Annotated in this window: 18 protein-coding genes and 1 other RNA gene; 10 read left to right on the plus strand and 9 right to left on the minus strand. The window is 74.6% G+C overall.

The features are described from left to right. Positions 1–5 precede the first annotated feature (5 nt). The 4 genes from CHF15_RS01225 to CHF15_RS01240 are packed head-to-tail and all read right to left on the minus strand — an operon-like array spanning position 6 to position 3,548. The gene (locus tag CHF15_RS01225) at positions 6–620 is read right to left on the minus strand and encodes a response regulator transcription factor (RefSeq protein WP_089221681.1); all 615 of its coding nucleotides are present in this window, start codon (positions 618–620) and stop codon (positions 6–8) included. After that, entirely contained in the window at positions 617–1,819 is a 1,203-nt protein-coding gene (locus CHF15_RS01230; RefSeq protein ID WP_089221682.1) for a sensor histidine kinase, read from the minus strand. Before CHF15_RS01230 ends, CHF15_RS01225 begins: the two co-directional genes overlap by 4 nt. A gap of 38 nt (positions 1,820–1,857) precedes the next feature. Further along, a complete protein-coding gene (locus CHF15_RS01235; RefSeq protein ID WP_179279608.1) occupies positions 1,858–2,589 on the minus strand; it encodes an ABC transporter permease in 732 nt (243 codons plus the stop codon). Further along, a complete protein-coding gene (locus CHF15_RS01240; RefSeq protein WP_179279609.1) occupies positions 2,589–3,548 on the minus strand; it encodes an ABC transporter ATP-binding protein in 960 nt (319 codons plus the stop codon). The genes CHF15_RS01235 and CHF15_RS01240 overlap by 1 nt, the downstream gene beginning before the upstream one ends. 233 nt (positions 3,549–3,781) lie before the next feature. Between CHF15_RS01240 and CHF15_RS01245 the strand changes: the two genes are divergently transcribed. The 3 genes from CHF15_RS01245 to CHF15_RS01255 are packed head-to-tail and all read left to right on the plus strand — an operon-like array spanning position 3,782 to position 6,692. Further along, positions 3,782–4,627, plus strand: a complete 846-nt coding sequence (locus tag CHF15_RS01245) for a MaoC/PaaZ C-terminal domain-containing protein (RefSeq protein ID WP_089221684.1) — start codon at positions 3,782–3,784, stop codon at positions 4,625–4,627. Between the two features lie 26 nt (positions 4,628–4,653). Beyond that, positions 4,654–5,730 carry a Zn-dependent alcohol dehydrogenase gene (locus CHF15_RS01250; RefSeq protein ID WP_089221685.1) on the plus strand — a complete coding sequence of 359 codons (1,077 nt, stop codon included), beginning with the start codon at positions 4,654–4,656 and terminating at the stop codon, positions 5,728–5,730. Positions 5,731–5,753: 23 nt separating this feature from the next. Then, a complete protein-coding gene (locus tag CHF15_RS01255) occupies positions 5,754–6,692 on the plus strand; it encodes a 3-oxoacyl-ACP reductase (protein ID WP_089221686.1) in 939 nt (312 codons plus the stop codon). 17 nt (positions 6,693–6,709) lie between these two features. Here the strand turns inward: CHF15_RS01255 and CHF15_RS01260 are convergent, their stop codons facing one another. After that, positions 6,710–6,889, minus strand: coding sequence for a hypothetical protein (locus CHF15_RS01260; protein ID WP_089221687.1), 180 nt, complete (start codon positions 6,887–6,889; stop codon positions 6,710–6,712). A gap of 60 nt (positions 6,890–6,949) precedes the next feature. Beyond that, positions 6,950–8,080: a hypothetical protein gene (locus CHF15_RS01265; protein WP_089221688.1), complete on the minus strand. Its 1,131-nt coding sequence runs from the start codon at positions 8,078–8,080 to the stop codon at positions 6,950–6,952. A gap of 180 nt (positions 8,081–8,260) precedes the next feature. Here CHF15_RS01265 and CHF15_RS01270 point away from each other — a divergent pair, with 180 nt between their 5' ends. From CHF15_RS01270 to CHF15_RS01280, 3 genes are read left to right on the plus strand one after another with little or no spacing between them, the layout of a single operon-like run. After that, positions 8,261–9,124, plus strand: a complete 864-nt coding sequence (locus CHF15_RS01270) for a Nif3-like dinuclear metal center hexameric protein (RefSeq protein WP_089221689.1) — start codon at positions 8,261–8,263, stop codon at positions 9,122–9,124. After that, complete coding sequence (locus CHF15_RS01275) at positions 9,121–9,864, plus strand: zinc ribbon domain-containing protein (RefSeq protein WP_089221690.1); 744 nt, start codon at positions 9,121–9,123, stop codon at positions 9,862–9,864. Before CHF15_RS01270 ends, CHF15_RS01275 begins: the two co-directional genes overlap by 4 nt. Continuing rightward, positions 9,864–11,021: a bifunctional RNase H/acid phosphatase gene (locus CHF15_RS01280; RefSeq protein WP_089221691.1), complete on the plus strand. Its 1,158-nt coding sequence runs from the start codon at positions 9,864–9,866 to the stop codon at positions 11,019–11,021. Before CHF15_RS01275 ends, CHF15_RS01280 begins: the two co-directional genes overlap by 1 nt. On the opposite strand, the gene eda is transcribed toward CHF15_RS01280, so the two are convergent. After that, positions 11,007–11,639 (minus strand): bifunctional 4-hydroxy-2-oxoglutarate aldolase/2-dehydro-3-deoxy-phosphogluconate aldolase, encoded by a 633-nt coding sequence (eda, locus tag CHF15_RS01285; protein ID WP_245938615.1) that lies wholly within the window; start codon positions 11,637–11,639, stop codon positions 11,007–11,009. The genes CHF15_RS01280 and eda overlap by 15 nt on opposite strands. Positions 11,640–12,947: 1,308 nt before the next feature. Next, a complete protein-coding gene (yaaA, locus tag CHF15_RS01295) occupies positions 12,948–13,730 on the minus strand; it encodes a peroxide stress protein YaaA (protein ID WP_089221694.1) in 783 nt (260 codons plus the stop codon). Between the two features lie 65 nt (positions 13,731–13,795). Here yaaA and CHF15_RS01300 point away from each other — a divergent pair, with 65 nt between their 5' ends. Both CHF15_RS01300 and rnpB read left to right on the plus strand, forming a co-directional pair. Beyond that, positions 13,796–15,241: an RNB domain-containing ribonuclease gene (locus CHF15_RS01300; RefSeq protein WP_089221695.1), complete on the plus strand. Its 1,446-nt coding sequence runs from the start codon at positions 13,796–13,798 to the stop codon at positions 15,239–15,241. A 29-nt stretch (positions 15,242–15,270) separates the two neighbouring features. Further along, positions 15,271–15,671: RNase P RNA component class A (rnpB, locus tag CHF15_RS01305), an RNA gene on the plus strand. Positions 15,672–15,673: 2 nt separating this feature from the next. On the opposite strand, the gene CHF15_RS45590 is transcribed toward rnpB, so the two are convergent. Then, the gene (locus CHF15_RS45590) at positions 15,674–17,500 is read right to left on the minus strand and encodes a helix-turn-helix domain-containing protein (RefSeq protein WP_245938616.1); all 1,827 of its coding nucleotides are present in this window, start codon (positions 17,498–17,500) and stop codon (positions 15,674–15,676) included. Between the two features lie 154 nt (positions 17,501–17,654). On the opposite strand from CHF15_RS45590, the gene CHF15_RS01315 reads away from it, so the two are divergent. Both CHF15_RS01315 and CHF15_RS01320 read left to right on the plus strand, forming a co-directional pair. Continuing rightward, positions 17,655–19,484 carry an Hsp70 family protein gene (locus CHF15_RS01315; protein ID WP_089221696.1) on the plus strand — a complete coding sequence of 610 codons (1,830 nt, stop codon included), beginning with the start codon at positions 17,655–17,657 and terminating at the stop codon, positions 19,482–19,484. A gap of 12 nt (positions 19,485–19,496) precedes the next feature. Continuing rightward, positions 19,497–20,612, plus strand: a complete 1,116-nt coding sequence (locus tag CHF15_RS01320) for a hypothetical protein (protein ID WP_089221697.1) — start codon at positions 19,497–19,499, stop codon at positions 20,610–20,612. Positions 20,613–20,618: the final 6 nt, after the last annotated feature.

Here is a 20,618-nt window from a genome sequence, read left to right on the forward strand (position 1 = left end):
CGCGGTCAGAGCCAGCCGTTGTGGCGGGCGGTGCGGACCGCCTCCGTGCGGTTGCGGGTGCCGGTCTTCCCGATGGCGGACGACAGGTGGTTGCGCACCGTCGACTCCGACAGGTGCACGCGCGCCGCGATGTCCGCCACCGTCGCCCCGTCCGCCGCCGCGTTGAGCACGTCCTGCTCGCGCGGCGTCAGCGGGCTGGGCCCGGTGCTGAGGGCGGCGGCGGCCAGCGCGGGGTCGATGACGCGGTGCCCGTCGAGGACCCGCCGGATCGCGGCGGCGAGGTCCTCGACGGGGCCGTCCTTGACCAGGAAGCCGCGGGCCCCGGCCTCCATGGCGCGGCGCAGATAGCCGGGGCGGCCGAACGTGGTCAGGATGAGCACCTTGCACTCCGGGAGGCGCTCGCGCAGTTCCGCCGCGGCGTCGAGCCCGCTGCGCCCGGGGAGCTCGATGTCGAGGAGCGCGACGTCGGGCCGGGCCGCCAGCGCCGCGGCGACGATCTCGTCGCCCGCCGCGACCTGTGCGACGACCTCGATGTCGTCCTCCAGGTTCAGCAGCAGGGAGAGCGCCCCGCGCATCATGCCCTGGTCCTCGGCCAGCAGGACCTTGATGGCGCTGCTCATGCGGTCTGCTCCTCCTCCACCGGCAGTTCGGCGACCACGCGGAACCCGCCCCCGGGTCCCGGGCCGGTGCCGAGGGAGCCGCCGACCGCGGCGAGCCGCTCGGTGAGCCCCTTCAGACCGGAGCCCGAGCCCGATCCGGGCGCCGAGCCTATGCCGTGGCCGTCGTCGGTGATCCGCAGGCGTACGTGCCCGCCGGTGCCGGCGAGCTCGATGGCGCAGCTGGTCGCCCCGCTGTGCCGTACGACGTTGGTCACCCCCTCCCGCACCACCCAGCCGAGGAGCGCCTCGGTCTGCGAGGGCAGCGGCGGGCCGGACTCCTTGACGACGGCCTCGATCCCGGCGGCCGCCAGGGCCGAGCGGGCGCGGTCCAGCTCGGTGGACAGGCTCCCCTCGCGGTATCCGGTGACGGCCTCGCGGATCTCGGTGAGCGCCTGGCGTCCGACCGCCTCGATGTCGGCGACCTGGGCGAGGGCGGCGTCCAGGTCGCGCGGGGCGAGCCGGCGGGCGGCCTCCGCCTTGACGACGACCACGGACAGGGTGTGCCCGAGCAGGTCGTGCAGGTCGCGGGAGAACCGCAGCCGCTCCTCGGCGACGGCGTTGCGGGCCAGCTCCTGGCGGGTGGCGCGCAGCTGGGTCACCGCGTCGAAGAGGGTGAGCATGGCCGCGGTCACCAGGCCCGAGATGAGGCTGCCGTACCCGATGGACACGCCCTCCCAGATGTCGCCGCTGCGCAGCCCGGAGACGATCCCCGCGGACACCGCGAGGGCGACGAGTACCGGACCCATCCGCCGGCCGCGCACCACGATCCCGACGGCCAGCGACAGCAGCGGGAAGAACACCAGCCAGCTGCCGCCGTAGCCGATGGCGAGGGCGTAGGTGACGGCGGCCAGCGCGAGGAGGTAGCGCCGGGGCACCTTGCCGCGGGCGGTGCGCGGGTCGAAGGAGGTGAAGACCACGCCGATGTAGAGGGAGTTGAAGGCCAGCAGGCCGAGGCCGCCGAGCCAGGGGTTGGCGGCCTCGCCCTGCAGGAGGTGCGACAGGGCGCCCACGCCCATCAGCAGCCAGGGCAGGAAGGTGAAGCGGGTCGGGGGCTTGAGGTCCTCGATCTCCTCGGAGAAGGACCGGGTCACCCGCAGCTGCCGCCACTCGCGCCAGATGCGTGTCGGCAGCGGGGGCCGGGATTCCGTCGTGGTCGCCATGTCCGTCGTCTCCTCCTCTTCCGCGGTGCGGGCGGGACTCACGGGGTGCGTGCCGAGCGGCGGTAGGCGTACACGGCGTACGCGCCGAAGAGGGCCGTCCACGCGGCGAGCACGGCGACGGTACCCGCCCGGGGGGCCGCGCCGTCCGCGATGCTCCAGCCGAGCTGCCCGAAGCGGTGGGACGGGGTCCACTCGGAGACCGCCCGCAGCCAGCCGGGGAAGACGGCCGAGGGGATCCACAGCCCGCCGACGACGGACAGGCCCAGGTTGCAGGCCATGTTCACCACGCCGGTGGTCTGCCCGGACAGCCGGTAGCCGTTGCCGAGGCCGAGCAGGGTGAAGGGGGCGGTGCCGATCCACAGCAGCCCGCCGACGGCGGCCCACTGCCAGGGCTCCAGTTCGACGCCGTTGACGAGCCCGCCGGCCAGCAGGACGGCCAGGATGGCGGGCAGCACGGTGACGGAGCCGCTGATGCAGCGGCCGGTGACGACCAGCAGCGGCGACATCGGGGTGATCCGCAGCTGGCGGAGCCAGCCGAGGCCCTTGTCCTCGGCGACGCTCGACCCGGTGGACACCGCCGAGCCCAGGGCGCCGTACGCGGCCATGCCGATCATGGCGGCCAGCGAGGCGGCCTTGTCCTCCTCCGAGCCGGAGACCCCGAGGTTGGTGAAGAGCAGGTACATCATGACGGGCATGCCGACGCCGAAGATCACGAATCCGGCGTCCCGCAGGGTGCGGCGGATCTCCAGCGAGACGTAGGCGAGCAGCATCAGACCTTCTCCTCGGCGAGGGCGGTGGTGTTCTCGACGGTGGTGTCCGCCGCGGGGGCGGGGGCGGCGTCCTCGCTTGAGGACTGCGCGGTGAGGGAGAGGAACGCGTCCTCCAGGCTGGCGGCGGTGACCGTCAGGCCGCGGACCATGCCGCGGTCGGCGAGGGCGAGGACGGTGGCGTCGGAGTCCGCGGAGCGCAGCAGGGCGCGGTCCCCGCGGACCTCGACGGACACCACCCCGGGCAGCTGCCGCAGGCCCTCGGTGGGGGTTCCGGCCAGGTCGAAGGAGACGAGGTTGCCGCCGACCGCGCGCTTGATGCGCTCGCCGCTGTCGTCGGCGACGACCCGGCCGCGGTCGATGACGACGATGCGGTCGGCGTTCTCGTCCGCCTCCTCCAGGTAGTGGGTGGAGAACAGCACCGTGTTGCCGCGGGCCGCGTAGGCCCGCATCGAGTCCCAGAAGGCGCGCCGGGCCTCGACGTCGAGGGCGGCGGTGGGCTCGTCCAGCACGATCAGCTCGGGGTTGCCGGCCAGGGCGACGGCGAAGCGGACCCGCTGCGCCTGGCCGCCCGAGAGCCGGTCGGCGCGGCGGCCGGCGACCTCGGTGAGGCCGGCCAGTTCCAGGGCCTCGGCCACGGGCAGGGGGGACGGGTAGGTGCGCGCCACGAAGGTGATCAGCTCCCGGACGGTCACCCGGGGGATCGGCCGGCCGTCCTGCAGCATCGCGCCGACCCGGCCCGCGCGGACCGCGGTGTGCGGGGTGCCGCCGAAGAGCCGGACCTCGCCGTCGTCGGGCTCGTTGAGCCCGAGCAGCAGGCTGATCGCGGTGGACTTGCCCGCGCCGTTGCGGCCGAGCAGGGCGACGGACTCCCCCCGCCGGATCTCCAGGTCGACGCCGTCCACCGCGCGTACCGCGCCGAACGCCTTGACGGCCCTGGTGAAGCTCACTGTCGTCGTCATGTCACCGACACTACGGCCGGGCAACCCCGCGGGGTCAGTGGGGAATGTACGGACCCGGGCAGGACAAATGTCACTGGCGGAACGCTATTCTGACGGTGTGTCAGCTATTCCCAGGGCCCGGGCGATGCGTTATACATGGGCTGGCTAGAACGCGTTCTAGTGCACGCCCTGGCGGGGCCGACGGTGCGGACGGCCGCGCCAGGGCCCACCGCGCAGCGAAGGAGCCGCCGGACATGCCGATCGACGTCGCAGCCGCCACCTCGGCCGAACCCCGCAGCGCCGAACTCGTCTGGGACCACAGGGACGTCATCCTCTACCACCTGGGCCTCGGCGCGAACACCCTCAACTACGCCCTCGAAGGCCCCGGCCTGCAGGTCCTGCCCAGCTTCGCCACCGTCGCCGGCGGCTCGGCGGCCGCCGGGGAGGCGCGCGGCGGGCTGTCCCTGCCCGGCATCGAGGTCGACCTCGCCGCCGTCCTGCACGGCGCCCAGCGCATCGAGGTGCACCGCCCGGTCCCCGTCCGCGGCCGGGCCGTGCAGACCTCGCGCGTCGCCGACGTCTACGACAAGGGCAAGGCCGCCGTCCTCGTGCTGCGCCGCGAGGTCGCCGACGAACAGGGCCCGCTGTGGACCTCCGACGCGCAGATCTTCGTCCGGGGCGAGGGCGGCTTCGGCGGCGACCGCGGCCCCTCTGCCCGCACCACGCCGCCCGGCACGGCCCCCGACCGCACCGTCCTGCGTGCCACCCGCGAGGACCAGGCCCTGCTCTACCGGCTCTCCGGCGACTGGAACCCCCTGCACGCCGACCCCGAGTTCGCCAAGCACGCCGGCTTCGACCGGCCGATCCTGCACGGCCTGTGCTCCTACGGCATCACGCTCAAGGCCGTCGTCGAGACGCTGCTCGGCGACGACGCGGGCCGCGTACGGTCCTGCTCCACCCGCTTCGCCGGGGTCTTCTTCCCCGGCGAGACCCTGTGCATCCGGATGTGGTCCGAACCGGGCCGCGTCCTGGCATCGGCGACCGCCGTCGAACGCGACGACGCGCCGGTCCTCGCCGACACCGTCGTCGAGCACTCGTAAGTCCTTGAGGGGAGAGGGGAACACCCATGCGCGCAGCACTCCTGCAGGAGATCGGCCAGGACAAGCTCGAGGTCGTCGACGACATCGAGACGGTGGGCTTCGGCCCCGGCAAGGTGCGCATCCGGCTGCGGGCGACCGGGCTGTGCCACTCCGACCTGTCCGCCATGAGCGGCGTCCTGCCGCAGCCCGCGCCCTTCGTCCCCGGTCACGAGGGTGCCGGGGAGATCACCGAGACCGGCGAGGGCGTCACCGGCCTCAAGGCCGGCGACCGCGTCCTGGTCTGCTGGCTGCCGGCCTGCGGTGCCTGCCCGGCCTGCCGGCGCGGCCAGTCCCACCTGTGCCTGGCCGGCTTCATGAACGCCGGCACGCCCAACTTCCGCCGCCCCGCCGGGGACGTCTTCGGCTTCGCCGGCACCGGGACCTTCGCCGAGGAGGTCGTGGTCTCCGCCTCCTGCGCCGTACCCATCCCCGACGACCTGCCGTACGAGATCGCCGCCCTCATCGGCTGCGGCGTCACGACCGGCATCGGCGCCGCGCTGAACACCGCGCGGGTCACCCCCGGCTCCTCCGTCGCCGTCATCGGCTGCGGCGGCGTCGGCATCAGCGTCATCCAGGGCGCCCGCGCCTCCGGCGCCTCGGAGATCATCGCCGTCGACCCGGTGGAGTCCCGCCGCGACGCGGCGCTGCGCTTCGGCGCCACCGACGCGGTCGCCCCGGAGGAACTGGCCGACGCCAAGGCCCGGATCACCGGCGGCGAGGGCTTCGACTACGTCTTCGAGGTCGTCGGCCGCAGCGCCACGGCCCGCACGGCCTACGAGAACACCCGCCGCGGCGGCACGCTCTGCGTCGTCGGCGCCGGCGCGATGGACGACCTCCTGCAGATCAACATGTTCGAGCTCTTCTTCGACGAGAAGCGCATCCTGCCCTCGCTGTACGGCGGCGGCGACGTCCTGCGGTCCTACGACCGCGTCATCCGCCTCTGGCGCGCCGGGCGCGTGGACCTGGAGGGGCTCATCACCCACCGCGTACGGCTCGACCAGATCAACGAGGCCGTCGGCCAGATGCGCAGCGGCGAGGCCCTGCGCACCTGCATCGCGGTCTGACACCGGGACGGGGGAACCAACCCATGGGCGTGCTGGACGGCAGGACCGCCGTCGTCACGGGGGCGGGACGCGGCCTCGGCCGCGCCGAGGCGCTGGAACTGGCGCGGCTGGGCGCCAACGTGGTCGTCAACGACTACGGGCAGCCCGGCCGCGACGGCTCCGGCGAGGCGTCGGCGAGCCCCGCGGACGAGGTCGTCGCCGAGATCACCGCCGCCGGCGGCCACGCGGTGGCGCACCACGGGGACGTCGCCGACTTCGACCAGGCGCAGGACCTGGTGCGGCTGGCGGTCGGCACGTACGGGGCGCTCGACGTCCTGGTCAACAACGCCGGCATCCTGCGGGACCGGATGGTCTTCTCGATGACCGAGGACGAGTGGGACTCCGTCGTCCGGGTCCACCTGCGGGGCCACTTCGCCACCACCCGGTTCGCCGCCGCCCACTGGCGCGAGCGCGCCAAGACCACGGACGCCCCGGTCTACGGCCGGATCGTCAACACCTCGTCCGAGGCGTTCCTCGCCGGCTCGGCCGGCCAGCCCAACTACGCGGCCGCCAAGGGCGGCATCGTCGGCCTCACCTCGTCGACGGCCGCCGCCCTCGGCAGGTACGGCGTACGCGTCAACGCCATCTGCCCCCGGGCGCGCACGCGGATGACCGAGGACGTCTTCGCGGGCCTCGGCCGGCCCGAGGACGGACCGGACCCGCTGGGGGTGGAGCATGTCGCCCCGCTCGTCGGCTACCTGTCGTCACCGGCGGCCGACCGGATCACCGGCCAGCTGTTCGTCGTGCACGGCGGGATGGTGGCGGTGATGGACCGCCCCCGCGTCGCGGCGAAGTTCGACACCGCCAAGGAGGCGTTCACCCACGACGAGCTGGACGACCTGCTCACCCCGTACTGGGCGGGCCGTGACCCCGGTGACACCTTCGCCGCCACCGACGTCCTGGCCCTGCGCCACGAGGGCTGAAACGGGCCCGGGGCCCGTCAGACCTCCATGGCGGACGGCCCGGAGGGGCGGCGGTGGCGGCCGTGCGGCGCCTCGACCACCTGGGTGTTGTCGTCTTGGGCGGAAGCCGTACCGCGGTGGCGGCCGGCGTGCGGGCCCTCGGCGGAACCGTCCTCGAGGCGGGCCTCGGCGGCGGTGTCGTGTCGGGCATCGGACATGGGAAGACTCTCCGTCGACTAGCTTGCAGGGTGCGCGGAACGCCGGAGGAGTTTACCGTTTCAAGATCCTGTGGCCAGCGGCGCCTTCTGCAACGGGAGCACGGGGCTGGTCCTGCCGCCGTCCGGGAAGGCCGGGGGAGCGCCCTCCGCCGCGCTCCCCGCCGGGGACGGCGAGGACACCGCGGCCGGCGCCTCGTACTCCACCGTGCCGCACGGGCAGTGCGCGCAGGCGTACGGCAGGCGCAGCACGCCCCGGGCCGACCACAGGCCCGCCCCGGCCAGCCATCCCTCCGGCGCCGACAGCCAGGAGGCGCGGCGTTCCCCGGGGCGCCAGACCGCCAGCGACGTCCCGTGCGGTCCGTCCGCGCGCAGCGCCACGGCGCACGCCTCGGGCATCAGCACCTGGCCGGGCTGCGCCGCGAAGGGGGTGAGCACCGCGTCCGGGACGCGCAGGCACTCGGCGAACCGCATCGGCTGACGGCTGCCCAGCACGCCCCAGCCGATCCGGTCCTCGCCGGTGGCGTCGCTGCGCACTATCAGCAGCCCGCTGTCGGGCTCCGCGAGCAGCAGCCGGTCGTTGCTCTCCTCGGTGATCTGCAGCAGCGGGCTGACCGCACCGGCCCGCTCCAGGTCGACGGCGACCGTCTTGACCGTCCCCTCCGCCTCGCGGTCCAGCGCGAGCAGACGTCCCGCACGGTCCAGCCACGCGCCGCCCCCGCAGCGGCCCGGGACCTCCGCGAGCCGGCGCGGCCGCAGGTCCCGGTCGTCGTGCACGAGCCACACCGCCGACACCTCGCGCGCCGGGTCGTAGGTGAGCGCGTACGCCTCGCCGGAGGCGATCGGAGGCAGCAGCCGCGCCTCCGCCTCACCGCCCGGCAGCGAGCCGACGAGCAGTTCGCCGGTGCCGGGACCGGTCGGGTAGAGCAGGGCGAGGTCGAACCGGTCGGCGACCCGCCGGCGGATCAGCACGCGGCCGTCGGGCAGCGGCATGACCTCGGAGCACTGTTCCTCGGGCTGGTTGCCGGGCAGCGGCACGGTGTACGGCTCGGGCCCGCCGAGCGTCCAGCGCTCGGGGTACCAGCCGTCGTCCCCTTCGGGTCCCTGGGCCAGGCAGGCGGCGTAGGAGCCGTCCGCGGCGATCGTGAACCCGGCCCGTCGCACGGTGGTGGTCTCGGTGGCGCAGGCTGTCATGGTGTGGCTCACCTCCGGGCCACGACGCTAGTTTTCGCACGCCCGGGCGTCCGACACGAGTTGGTGGTCTTCACACGTAAGGGTGGCTCTCGTCCCGTTCCGTCGGACTTCGGATGCTCGGTGTGCTCATGACCAGCCCGGGATTCCGGCCGTCCGGCACCGGCGCGGTAACCTCGACCCGTGCCGAAACTGTCCGACGTCATCGCCGCCCTCGAAGCCCTCTGGCCCCCGGCGTGGGCCGAGCAGTGGGACGCCGTCGGGCTCGTCTGCGGGGACCCGGACGCCGAGGTCGGACGGGTGCTGTTCGCCGTCGACCCGGTCCGTGAGGTCGTCGACGAGGCGATCGCCACCGGCGCCGACCTGCTGGTCACGCACCACCCGCTCTACCTGCGCGGTACGACGACGGTCGCGGCGACCGGCTTCAAGGGCCGCGTCGTGCACACCCTGATCAGGAACGACATCGCGCTGCACGTGGCGCACACCAACGCCGACCGGGCCGACCCCGGGGTCTCCGACGCCCTCGCCGAGGCCGTCGGCCTGCGCGTCACCGGCCCCCTCGTGCCCGACCCCGCCGACCCGGCCGGGCGCCGCGGCCTCGGCCGCATCGGCGAACTGCCCGAGCCGATGTCACTGGCGGACTTCGCCCGCCGGGCGGCGGCCGGCCTGCCGGCCACCGCGACCGGCCTGCGCGTCGCGGGCGACCCCGGGCGGCCGGTCCGCACCGTCGCGGTGTGCGGCGGCTCCGGCGACAGCCTCTTCGACGACGTACGCAGGGCCGGGGTGGACGTCTACCTCACCGCCGACCTGCGCCACCACCCGGCGTCCGAGGCGCAGCAGGCGGGTCCGCCGGCACTCGTCGACGCCGCCCACTGGGCCACCGAGTGGCCCTGGTGCGAGCAGGCCGCGCGCCGGCTCGACGAGGTCTCCGAACGGCACGGCTGGGCGCTGCGCACCTTTGTGTCACGCGCCGTCACCGACCCGTGGACGGCCCATGCCCAGGCACTTCCCCTTGACGAACCCACGACCTCAGGAGCCCCCCGCTGAAAGCCGCGCCCGCAGACCAGATCCGACTGCTCGAGGTCCAGGCCCTCGACTCGCGCCTCGCGCAGTTGGAGCACAAGCGCAAGACCCTTCCCGAGCACGCGGAGATCGAGCGCCTCGGCTCCGACGTGACCCAGCTGCGCGACCTGCTGGTCGCCGCCCAGACCGAGGAGAGCGACACCGCCCGCGAGCAGACCAAGGCCGAGCAGGACGTGGACCAGGTGCGCAAGCGCGCCGTCCGCGACCAGGAGCGGCTGGACTCCGGAGCGGTCTCCTCCCCGAAGGACCTGGAGAACCTGCAGCGCGAGATCGCCTCGCTCGCCAAGCGGCAGAGCGACCTCGAGGACGTCGTCCTGGAGGTCATGGAACGCCGCGAGGGCCTGCAGGAGCGGGTCCAGGAGCTGACCGGCCGCCTGGAGTCCGTGCAGGCCAAGGCAGGCGAGTCCGAGGAGCGCCGCAGCACCGTGCTGCAGGGGATCGATGCCGAGGGCTCCACGGTTGTCAAGGAGCGCGAGATCATCGCCGGTTCGGTCCCCGCCGACCTGCTGAAGCTCTACGACAAGCTGCGCGGCCAGTCCGGCGGCGTCGGCGCCGCCCGGCTCTACCAGAAGCGCTGCGAGGGCTGCCGGCTGGAGCTGAACATCACCGAGCTCAACGAGGTGCGGGCGGCCGCGGCCGACGAGGTCGTGCGCTGCGAGAACTGCCGCCGCATCCTCGTCCGCACCCCCGAGTCGGGCCTGTAATGGCCCGTACGTTGGTGGTGGAGGCCGACGGAGGGTCCCGGGGCAACCCGGGACCGGCCGGGTACGGCGCCGTCGTCTGCGACGGCGCCACGGGCGAAGTGCTCGCCGAGGCCGCCGAGTTCATCGGCACGCACACCAACAACGTCGCCGAGTACCGGGGCCTGATCGCCGGGCTGCGTGCCGCGCACGCGATCGACCCGCAGGCCCGGGTACGGGTGCGGATGGACTCCAAGCTGGTCGTCGAGCAGATGTCCGGCCGCTGGAAGATCAAGCACCCGGACATGCGGCCGCTGGCCGCCGAGGCGAAGACGGTCCTGCCGGCGGAGCAGGTCAGCTACGAGTGGATCCCGCGCGAGAAGAACAAGCACGCCGACCGGCTCGCCAACGAGGCGATGGACGCCGGCAAGCGCGGCAAGCAGTGGGAGCCCGGCCGCTCCTCCGCCGCGCTGGTCACCGCGGCGCGCCAACCCGCGGACGAGGCCGTGGACGAGGCCCCCAAGGCCCCGCCCGTCGGCTGGGCCGAGGCGGCCGACCTCGGCACGCCGACGACCTTCGTCCTGCTGCGGCACGGGGAGACCCCGCTCACCGCGGAGAAGCGCTTCTCCGGCAGCGGCGGCGACGACCCGGACCTCTCGGAGAAGGGCCGCTGGCAGGCCCAGCGTGTCGCCGACGCCCTCGCCGCCCGCGGCACCGTCCAGGCCGTCGTCACCTCGCCGCTGGCCCGCTGCCGGCAGACCGCGCAGACCGTCGCGGACCGGCTCGGCCTCGACCTGCGCGTCGACGAAGGGCTGCGCGAGACCGACTTCGGCGCGTGGGAGGGGCTGACCTTCGCCGAGGTGAAGGAACGCCACCCGGCCGAACTCGACGCCTGGCTCGGTTCCGCGAAGACCGCCCCGCCCGGCGGGGAGAGCTTCGCCGCCGTCGCCCGCCGGGTCTCCCTCACCCGGGACAAGCTCATCGCCCGCTACGCCGGCCGCACGGTGCTGGTGGTCACCCACGTCACGCCGATCAAGACCCTGGTCCGGCTCGCCCTCGGGGCCCCGCCGGAGTCGCTGTTCCGGATGGAGCTGTCGGCGGCGGCGCTGTCGGCGGTGGCGTACTACGGGGACGGGAACGCGTCGCTGCGGCTGCTCAACGACACGTCACACCTGCGCTGACGGCGCACCCAGTGCGGCCGCCTCGCGGGCGAGCCGCTCCACCCGGTCCCAGTCGCGGTCCCGCAGGGCGTCCTGCGGGACCATCCAACTGCCGCCCACGCAGGCGACGTTCGGCAGGGCGAGGTAGGCCGGCGCGCGGGCCGCGTCGATGCCGCCGGTCGGGCAGAACCGGATCTCCGGCAGCGGGGCGGCCAGCGCCCTGAGGTACGCCGTGCCGCCGGCCGCCTCGGCGGGGAAGAATTTCAGCTCCCGCACGCCGCGTTCGGCCAGGGCGACCACCTCGGAGGCGGTCGACACCCCGGGCAGGAACGGCAGCCCGGACGCGGCCATCGCGTCCAGCAGGCCGCCAGTCCACCCCGGGCTCACCAGGAACCGCGCCCCCGCCCGCGCCGCCGCCCCCACCTGCTCCGCCCGCACCACGGTCCCGGCCCCCACGACCGCCTCCGGCACCTCGCGGGCCGCCGCGGTGATCGCCTCCAGCGCGGCGGGCGTCCGCAGCGTGATCTCCACCGCGGCCAACCCCCCGCGGACCAGGGCCCGGACGAGCGGGGGTGCGTCGGCGGGGTCGTCCAGCGTGAGCACGGGGATGACGGGGGCGCGGGGGCCGGGGCTCAGCACCCCCGCATCGTGCCGCCCCCGCACGCCCCCCGCAACGCGGGTTGCACCCGGTGCAACGGGGTGCCCCTTGCGGCCGGTTGTTGTGCGCGGGTCCGTTGCGCCTGCGGCGGGCTGTCCCCCGCCCGCCCTCCCGATTGCCCGGCGCGGTTGGTGCGGGTCTGCGCGCGTGCGTGGTGGGCCGGGGGCGGGGCCTCCGGGGCTGGGCATTCTGTACCGCATATTTATGTGCATGGCGGGCGGTCCAGGTCGGTGCCGTCTGTGCCGCACAACAAATACACGTCAGCGTCCAGAACGCCCACCCTCCCCCAGCCTTCGGCCGGGGGTGCCCCCAACTCCCCCGCCCCCTCCGTATCGCCGGGCGACAACGGCCGGAGGGTGGTGAGAAGGGCGGTCCGGGGTCGGCCGGTGTGGAGGTGGGCGCCCTCGGCGCGCGCATGACGGGCGGCGGCTTCGGTGGTTCGGCGATCGGTGCTGGTGGAGGAGTCCGCGGCGGAGATGACCGCCGAGGCGATCGTCGGCGCCTTCGCCACGGCCGGTCACCGTGAGCCGCGGGTCTTGTCCGGCTGTCGCGCCGTCTCGCGCCCTGCGGGCGCAAAGGCGCCGGCTGCGGAGGGGAGGGTGGGGGCGGGGCTTGTCCGCCGTGTGCGGGTCGTGGGCGGCACGGGTTCAGGCGCCGGAGCGGGTCTGGTTGCTCGTCTGGTTCCGGTCTCGTTGCCGTCCGCGGGTGCAGACGGCCGGTGACCACGCCCACCCTTGGGTGCGTGGCGCGCCCGCCGTAACCGGCGTCCGCGAGTGCTTCGAGGTGCTGTCGAGCGATCGGAACGACATCGGTGGTTGCCACACGCGTCACTCGACGCCCACACCATCCGGCTCGACGCCGGCAAGTCGGCCACGCCACCGGTGCACGCACCCTTGCCCGGCCTGCGGCCGAAAGACCCCCCGCTGAGGGCAGTTCCCGGCGGTGCCGGGAGGGGTGCCCCCCATCACCCCCCTCCGGCCGTCATGCGCTCATACGACCGGAGGGGGTGTGGCGGGGTGCTCCCATGGGGGTCCCCCCGGCCGAAGGCTGGGGGAGACGAGCGGCGGACCCGGCGCCGAATGATGTGGGGTTCAACCGCGAGCGTTCTGGGGGTCCCCCCGGCCGAAGGCTGGGGGAGTGCGCCGGCGCGGCACCGACCCAGGCACACGGTGCGGGACCCGCACTGACCGCGCCGGGCAATCGGGAGGGCGGGCGGGGGACAGCCCGCCGCAGGCGCAGACAACCCGCACACAACAACGGGCCGCAACCACAACCCACCCGCACAAAACTCAGTGGACGTCGGTCACCAACACGTCGAGCCGCCCCGGCGCAGCCACCTCCACCGTGAAGCCCAGATCCCGCAGTGCCGCGACGAGCGCGTCGGGGTTCTCGGGGCGCGCCCCGGACTCCAGCAGGGCCCGCACGATCCGCCCCTTCGTCGCCTTGTTGAAGTGGCTGACGACCTTCCGCGTCTCCGCCTGCACCACCCGCACCGTCGCCGTCCGCCCCGCCAGCGCGCTGCGCGGCGCCGGCTTCCACGCCGCCCCGTACGCCGACGACCGCAGGTCGAGCAGCAGGCCGCCGCCCGCGGCCTCCGCCGCGTCCGGGAGGGCCTCGGCAAGGTGCGTGCGCCAGTACGTGGCGAGCGCCCCGAGCGCCGGCAGTCTCACGCCCATCGAGCAGCGGTACGCGGGGATCGCGTCGCGGATGCCGACCGCGCCCCACAGCCCGGAGAAGACCAGCAGCGACCGGGCGGCGCGGCGCCGGGCGGCGGCGTCCAGGGTGTCGAGGCCGAGGGCGTCGTAGAGCACGCCGGTATAGATCTCGCCGGCCGGCCGGGTCCGTGCGTCGCGCAGCCCCGCGTTGCGGGCGATCTCGCCGCGCAGCCCGGGGCTGAGCCCGAGCACATCCGCGGCCTTGTCCTCGTCGCCGCCCGCGCAGAGCCCGACGAGCTCGTCCAGCACCGTCGCGCGGGCCGTGGTGAGCCCGGGCAGGGAGAGGGAGCCCAGGTCGACGGCGGGGCCCGTGCCGTCGGTGGCCTTGCCCTCGGACGGCGGTAGCAGGACGAGCACAGTTGTTCTCCTTCGCGTTTCCCCGGTGCAGTGCAGCCTACGACCGTGCGACTTACGCTCGCTCCATGCCTCGTCGTCCCCTCCGCGTCACCACCGCCGACGGAGTCCGGTTGCGGTCCGCGCTCGACGCGCTCCGCGCGGACCTGCATGTACGGCGGGACTTCCCGGCGGGTGTGCTCGCCGAGGCCGAGGAGGCCGCGCGCGACCCCCGGCTGCCGGGGTACGACGCCACCGACGTGCCGTTCTTCACCGTCGACCCGCCCGGGTCGCTCGACCTGGACCAGGCGATGCACCTCGCGGTCCGCGAGGGGGGCCGCGGCTACCGGGTGTCGTACGCGATCGCCGACGCCGCGGCTTTCGTCGCCCCCGGCGGCGCGCTGGACGCCGAGGCGCACCGGCGGGTGCAGACCCTGTACTTCCCCGACGTCCGGGTGCCGCTGCACCCGACGGTGCTGGGCGAGGGGGCGGCCAGCCTGCTGGCCGGGCAGGACCGGCCCGCCGTGCTGTGGCGGATCGACCTCGACGCGGACGGGGCGGTCACCGACGTCGACGTCCGCCGTGCGCTCGTCCGCAGCCGCGCGCGGCTCGACTACGCGGGTGTGCAGCACGCGATCGACGCCGGTACCGCCGAGGACCCGGTGGCCCTGCTGCGTACCGTCGGCCGGCTGCGCGAGGCGCAGGAGCGGGCCCGCGGCGGCATCTCCCTCAACGTGCCCGAGCAGGAGGTCGTGGAGCTCGACGGCGGCTACGCGCTGCGGTACCGGGCGCCGCTCCCCGCCGACGCCTGGAACGCCCAGATCTCCCTGCTCACGGGCATGGTCGCGGCCGGCGTCATGCTCCGCTCCGGCACCGGCATCCTCCGTACGCTCCCGCTGGCCCCGCACGGGGAGGTGGCCAGGCTGCGCAGGGTCGCCGCGGCGCTGCGCATCGACTGGCCGCACATGACCTCCTACGCCGAGCTCGTCCGCACCCTGGACCCGGAGCGCACCACCCACGCGGCCTTCCTGCACGAGGCCACCAGCCTGTTCCGCGGCGCCGACTACACGCCCTTCTGGCCCGGCCACCCCGCCGAGCCGGCCGTGCACGCCGCCGTCGCCGAGGCGTACACGCACTGCACCGCGCCCCTGCGGCGCCTGGTCGACCGCTACGCCGCCGAGTTCTGCCTCGCCGCGGTGGCCGGCCAGGAGCCGCCAGAGTGGGTCGAGGCGGCCTTCCGCGACCTGCCGGGCGCCATGCGCGGCGGCTCGCACTTCGCGGGCACCATCGAGAGCGCCTCCCTCGACCTCGTCGAGGCCGCCCTGCTCAAGGACCGCGTCGGCGAGGTCTTCGACGCGTACGTCATCGACGTGAAGGACTCCGACCCGACCGCGGGCACCGTCCACCTCCGCGACCCGGCCGTCGTCGCCCGCGTGCGCGGCGGCACCGCCCCCCTCCCGCTCGGCGAGCCGCTCGCCGTCCGCCTCACGCAGGCCGACCCCGGCCGCCACACCGTGCTTTTCACCCCGGCGTGATCGGCCGGTAGCATGGTCGCCACGGCAGACGAGCCGAGCGGGCGGCCGCGTCAGGACCCTGGTCCTGCCGAGGAACGTCCGGGCTCCACAAGGCAGGGTGGTGGGTAACGCCCACCCGGGGTGACCCGCGGGACAGTGCCACAGAAAACAGACCGCCGGGGCCGCGAGGCTCCCGGTAAGGGTGAAACGGTGGTGTAAGAGACCACCAGTGCCCAGGGTGACCTGGGCAGCTAGGTAAACCCCACCCGGAGCAAGGTCAAGAGGGTCCGTCGCGAGACGGACCTGCGCGGACGATCGAGGGCTGCCAGCCCGAGTCCGCGGGTAGACCGCACGAGACCGGCGGCAACGCCGGTCCTAGATGGATGGCCGTCGCCCGGCCGGCCGCGAGGCCGACCGGGAACAGAACCCGGCGTACAGCTCGACTCGTCTGCCTCACTCCTCCCCGCCGGCTCCGCCGGTCCCGGCCAGCAGTGCGGCGCACTCCGCGGCCAGCCGTGCCATCCCGTACTCCTGCGCGACAGCGTGGGCCGGGCGCAGCAGGCGCGGGGCCTCGGCGGCGGCGCCCGGACGGCCGGAGGCGCCCAGGGCGCGGGCCTGCCAGAGGCGCAGGCGGGCGAGTTGCGGGGCGGAGGTGCGGGCCGGAGTGGCCGCCTGGCGGAAGTGCGCGAGGGCGGTGTCCGGTTCCCCGGCGGCCAGGGCGAGCACACCGCACGCCTGGGCCGTGGGCGCGACCAGCACCGTGGGCCAGCCGGCGAGGGCGATGCCGGTGCCGTTGTGCGGGGCCAGCCGTTCGCGCAGCCGCGCCACCAGGGGCCGCAGCTCGGCCCGGTCGCCGATCGCGGCGCAGGCCTCGGCGAGCAGGGCGAGGGTGGGCACCGCCCAGCCGTGCGGCGGCAGCGCGCGGAAGCCGTCGGTGTCGTCGGCGAAGGCCTGCAGCAGGTCGGCGGCCTGCTCCCGGGCGCCGGTCTCGCACAGCGCGAGGACGAGCCCCGCCCGCCAGACCGGGAAGTAGCCGTGCTCCTGCACGTCGTCCGCGAGTCCGCCGGCGAACAGCTCCCGCATCCGGCCCTGCTCGCGCAGCAGCCAGTACGCCTGGCCCATCCGGGTCTGCCGGAAGTTGCCGGCCGGCACGTCCAGGTCGGCCGCGAGCCGCTCGGCGTACTCGGCGGACTCCCGCAGGATCCAGTCGGCCGCGGCCGCGAACCGGCCGTGCCACAGGTCGAGCGTGGTGTCGAGGGTGCGCTGCTGCCAACGGGCCAGTTCACTGCGGCTGGCGGCGGCGTGCCTGCGGTGCTCCTGGGCCGTGGACAGCGCCGGGTAGACCCTTCCCATGCGCAGCTGGTCGACGGCCAGCGCCATCAGCGACTCGCCCCGGAAGTGCGCGGAGCCGTGGCGTACGGCGGCGTCGCGCAGCCGTTCCGACAGCGCCAGGGAGGCGGCGGCGGGCGCGAAGTCGTACAGGCCCCAGCGGCACTCGGTCAGCACCTCGCAGCGCACCTCCTCGCCGAGGCCGGCGACGCCCGCGGAGTCCGCGCGTTCCAGGCCGTGCAGCGTGTGCCGGGCCAGGGCCGCGCCGCTGTCCGGGCCGGCCCGGGCCACGGCGGTGTCCGCGCTGACCGCCATGGAGAGCTTCTTCGCCCGGTGCGCGTTGAGCTGCAGGCGCAGCGCCCCGGCCTCGGGGCCGGGGTCGTCGCGCAGGGCGGCCAGGCTGTCGCCGATCAGGTGCAGCAGCTCGCGGTCGACCTGGCCCGGGTCCGACCAGCGGCGGCAGATCCGCACCACGGCCAGGGCCTGGGCGCGCGGCCGCCCCTCGGCCAGCCGGTGCGCCTCCCGGTAGCAGCGGTCCGCCTCGCGCATCCGGCCCGCGGCGTGCCGCAGGTCGCCGCGCCGGACGAGCCGGTCGAACTCCTCGCCGTGCCCGGAGGCCGGGGAGGGGGCGTCGGGCGGCACCGCCGCGGCGCGGTCGACCAGCTTGGACGCGGTACGGGCCGGGCCGCGGATGCCGTCCCGCTCCTTGCCGCCGCGGGGCTCGCGGGCGGGACGCGGTCGCGGGGCGAGGCTGAGGAGTTCGCCCCCGGCCTCCAGGAAGTCGTCGCACCTCTCGGCCAGTTCGTACGTCGGGCGGCGCCGGCCGTTCTCGACCCGGCTGAGGAAGCTGCGGCTGCACGGCACACGCTCCGCCAGTTCGCTCAGCGACCTGCCCGCCTCCTGGCGCCTGCGGCGCAACTCCTGCCCGAAGCCGTTCTCCTGCGCCTCCAAGGGCCGCCTCCGTCTTCCTCCGCCGGTGCCCGCCCGGCCGCTGTTGCCAAATATGCCCTGGCAACACCCGGGCCCTCCGGATAACTGCGGAATTGGGACAGCCTGTCAGGTGCGGGGCGGGTACGGACGCCCCATGACCGGGGGGAGTTGACCGATGAGCGGCTTCGACACGTCGGGGGCGGCGGGCAGGCCGAAGGTGGTGGCCGCCGTCGACTTCGGCACACACGGCACGGGCTTCGCCTGGTCGGTGGTGACCCCGCTGAACGACGATCCGCAGTCCCGGCGGATCACCTTCTACAGCCGGTTCCCCGAGCACCGCGTGGACTACCCGAAGAACCTGACCGCGCTGCTGGTCGACGCGGACGGCGCCACGGTGGCCTGGGGACACAAGGCGCGCAAGCAGTGGTCGGACGCCTCCGACGGCGGCCGGACGGACGGACTGGGCTACGCCTACGCGTTCAAGATGGCGCTCAAGGACGACGGGGGCCCGGCGGACATGCCGACCACCGGCGGCATCGTCGACCTCGGCGACCGCGGCCGGGTGCGCGAACTGATCACCGCCTATCTGCGGGAGATCAGGGAACTGGCCGTGGCGCAGATCAAGGACGCGGGCTACACCGAGCGGGAGATCCGCTGGTGCATCACCGTCCCGGCGATCTGGGACGACGAGGACCGGGCCGCGATGCGGCGCGCCGCGGTGGACGCCGGCTTCCCCGACGACCCGGAGCGGCTGCTGCCGTCCATCGAGCCGGAGGCCGCGGCGCTCTACTGCTACCTGCGGATGGCCGACCTCACCGACGGCACCGGCATGCGGGACCGGCTGCAGCTCAACGTGGACGGCTTCCGCTTCATGGTCGTCGACTGCGGCGGCGGCACCGTGGACATCACGGCGTACGAGACCTCCAGCGACGCGGCCGAGCTCATCGCGCTCCGCGAGATCGGCGTGGCCACCGGCGGCCGGCTCGGTTCGGAGTACGTCAACCAGGCCTTCCGCGAGCAGGCACTCGGCAAGCGGCTGGGGCCCGAGCTGCTCAAGCGGCTGGAGCGGGAGCACTCGGGCGACCTGCTGGAGCTGTCCGAGCAGTGGGAGCGGGCCAAGACCACCGCCGAGGTGGAGTGGGACGAGGACGGCACCCCGCACATCATGGACACCGTCCGGATCGATCTGCCCGTCACCGTATGGCAGTTGCTGGACGAGGGGACCCGGGCCCGGCTGGCGGAGGAGGCGGGCGGCCGCCCGCAGCGGCTGGTGCTGGCGCCCGAGGAGGTGGAGGTGCTCCTGGACAGCGTGGTCGAGGGCATCCTGGACAAGGTCGAGGAGCAGCTCGCCGCCATCCGCCGCACCAGCGGCGAGGCCGCGGGCGCGGGTGCCACGGGGTCGGAGACCCTGGTCCTGGTGGGTGGGTTCGCCAAGTCCCAGTGGCTGCGGGAGCGCATGCACCGGCACTTCGGCTCCCGGCACCGCATCCTGGTGCCGCCGGACCCGGCGCTGGCGGTGCTGGAGGGCGCCACCCACTTCGCGTACAACCCGCGGGTGTTCCTGTCGCGGCAGGCCAAGTACACCTACGGCTTCGAGACCTCGAAGCTGTTCGAGGAGAGCGTCGACTCGCCGATGCGGATGTTCCGCGACGACGACGGCGACATCCTCTGCGTCGGCCGCTTCGCGGTGGCCGTGCGGCGGCTGGACAGCGTGCGGGTCAAGGACGCGTTCCCGTTCACCATCCTCCCCACCCGCGAGGACCAGACCCAGATCGAGCTGCGGGTCTACCGCACCGTCAAGGCCGAACCCCGCTACGTGGACGAGGACGGCTGCGAGGAGATCGGCCGGCTCACCGTCGACATCGGGGAGACCGTGGGGCGGCCGCTGCGGGAGCGGCCGATCCGGCTGCTGTTCTACTTCGGCCGCTCGGAGATCGAGGTGGAGGCCTTCGACCCGGCGAGCGGCGGCAGCCACAAGGTCCGTGTCGACTTCGACCGCATGTAGGGACGAGCGCAGATGAGCGGTGCGGACCCCAGGGAAGAACGCGCCGAGGACGAGGGGGACAGCATGTTCGGTTGGTTCCGCAGGACGGAGCCGGCGACGCCCGCCGGTGAACACGAGGGCGGCGGCCGAGGTGGTCGCGGCGGTGACGGCGGTGACGGCGGTGACGCGACGGCGGAGCGGCGCACACCGCCGCGGACGGGGCAGGGGAGCGGGGCGGGCACCGGAACGGCGGCCGCCAGGCCCCCCGGGACGGTGGCGGTGCCGCGCGCCGAGTGGGAGCGGCTGTCCGCACTGCTGGACCGGATCGCCGAACTGGACAAGCTGGAGAGCCGGCTGACCGCACTGGAGCAGGACGCCGCACGCCGCGAGGCCCGTCTCGGGGCCCGCATCGGCGCCCTGACCGGGCTCCCCGCCCGCACCGAGAGCGCCGAGGCCGCACTGGAGGAGCTGGCCGCGCGCGTGGAGTCGGGACTGAGCCGGATCGACGGGCTGTCGCGCCTGCACGAATCCCTGTCCGCACGCATCGGGGCCGGCGAGGCGGCGGCCGAGGCCGCGGCGCGCAGGCTCGCGGAGCACGACGAGGTGCTGGACCTCATGCGGGCCGGCCAGGTCAGCGAGCGCACCGACCTGACCGACGAACGGGCCCTGAGCCACTACGCGTTCGCCGACCGGCTCAAGGCGCTGTTCACCCAGCGCCTCCCCGAGGTGATCGGCCCGCGCACCGCCGCCGACGGCGGCGACGACGTGGTGCTGCGGGAGGCCGAACTGGTACGGCAGATGTGCGGCGCGCTCTTCGGCACCGGCACCGGAGAGCCGGACCTGGCGGAACTGAACCGGATCGTCACCGACGGCGGCCGGATCGAGCCGGACCGGCGCGGCCGCAGGCTGCTGGACCGGGTCGGGCAGGAGGCCGCCGACCTGATGCGGGCGATGTCCGCCACCGGCCACCCCACCGAGTTCGTCTTCGACCTGCCCGCCGGCACCACGGCCGACCCCGACCGGCACATCCTGTGGCCCACCTGCGAGCCGGGGCGGCCCGTCGCGTTCGTGGTGTGCCCCGCCTACCGGGCGGCGGGACTGCGCGTCCTGGAACCCACGGTGTTCGCCCTGCGCGGCGGGCAGGGCTGATCCGCC

Origin of the sequence: Actinacidiphila glaucinigra (assembly GCF_900188405.1) — a bacterium.
In the GTDB taxonomy this organism is placed as follows: Bacteria; Actinomycetota; Actinomycetes; order Streptomycetales; family Streptomycetaceae; genus Actinacidiphila; species Actinacidiphila glaucinigra.

Excerpts from the sequence above, each read along its gene's own strand:
- CHF15_RS01225 (WP_089221681.1), bottom strand. The coding sequence starts at position 620 with ATGAGCAGCGCCATCAAGGTCCTGCTGGCCGAGGACCAGGGCATGATG.
- CHF15_RS01230 (WP_089221682.1), bottom strand. The coding sequence starts at position 1,819 with ATGGCGACCACGACGGAATCCCGGCCCCCGCTGCCGACACGCATCTGG.
- CHF15_RS01235 (WP_179279608.1), bottom strand. The coding sequence starts at position 2,589 with ATGCTGCTCGCCTACGTCTCGCTGGAGATCCGCCGCACCCTGCGGGAC.
- CHF15_RS01240 (WP_179279609.1), bottom strand. The coding sequence starts at position 3,548 with ATGACGACGACAGTGAGCTTCACCAGGGCCGTCAAGGCGTTCGGCGCG.
- CHF15_RS01245 (WP_089221684.1), top strand. The coding sequence starts at position 3,782 with ATGCCGATCGACGTCGCAGCCGCCACCTCGGCCGAACCCCGCAGCGCC.
- CHF15_RS01250 (WP_089221685.1), top strand. The coding sequence starts at position 4,654 with ATGCGCGCAGCACTCCTGCAGGAGATCGGCCAGGACAAGCTCGAGGTC.
- CHF15_RS01255 (WP_089221686.1), top strand. The coding sequence starts at position 5,754 with ATGGGCGTGCTGGACGGCAGGACCGCCGTCGTCACGGGGGCGGGACGC.
- CHF15_RS01260 (WP_089221687.1), bottom strand. The coding sequence starts at position 6,889 with ATGTCCGATGCCCGACACGACACCGCCGCCGAGGCCCGCCTCGAGGAC.
- CHF15_RS01265 (WP_089221688.1), bottom strand. The coding sequence starts at position 8,080 with ATGACAGCCTGCGCCACCGAGACCACCACCGTGCGACGGGCCGGGTTC.
- CHF15_RS01280 (WP_089221691.1), top strand. The coding sequence starts at position 9,864 with ATGGCCCGTACGTTGGTGGTGGAGGCCGACGGAGGGTCCCGGGGCAAC.
- CHF15_RS01300 (WP_089221695.1), top strand. The coding sequence starts at position 13,796 with ATGCCTCGTCGTCCCCTCCGCGTCACCACCGCCGACGGAGTCCGGTTG.
- CHF15_RS01315 (WP_089221696.1), top strand. The coding sequence starts at position 17,655 with ATGAGCGGCTTCGACACGTCGGGGGCGGCGGGCAGGCCGAAGGTGGTG.
- CHF15_RS01320 (WP_089221697.1), top strand. The coding sequence starts at position 19,497 with ATGAGCGGTGCGGACCCCAGGGAAGAACGCGCCGAGGACGAGGGGGAC.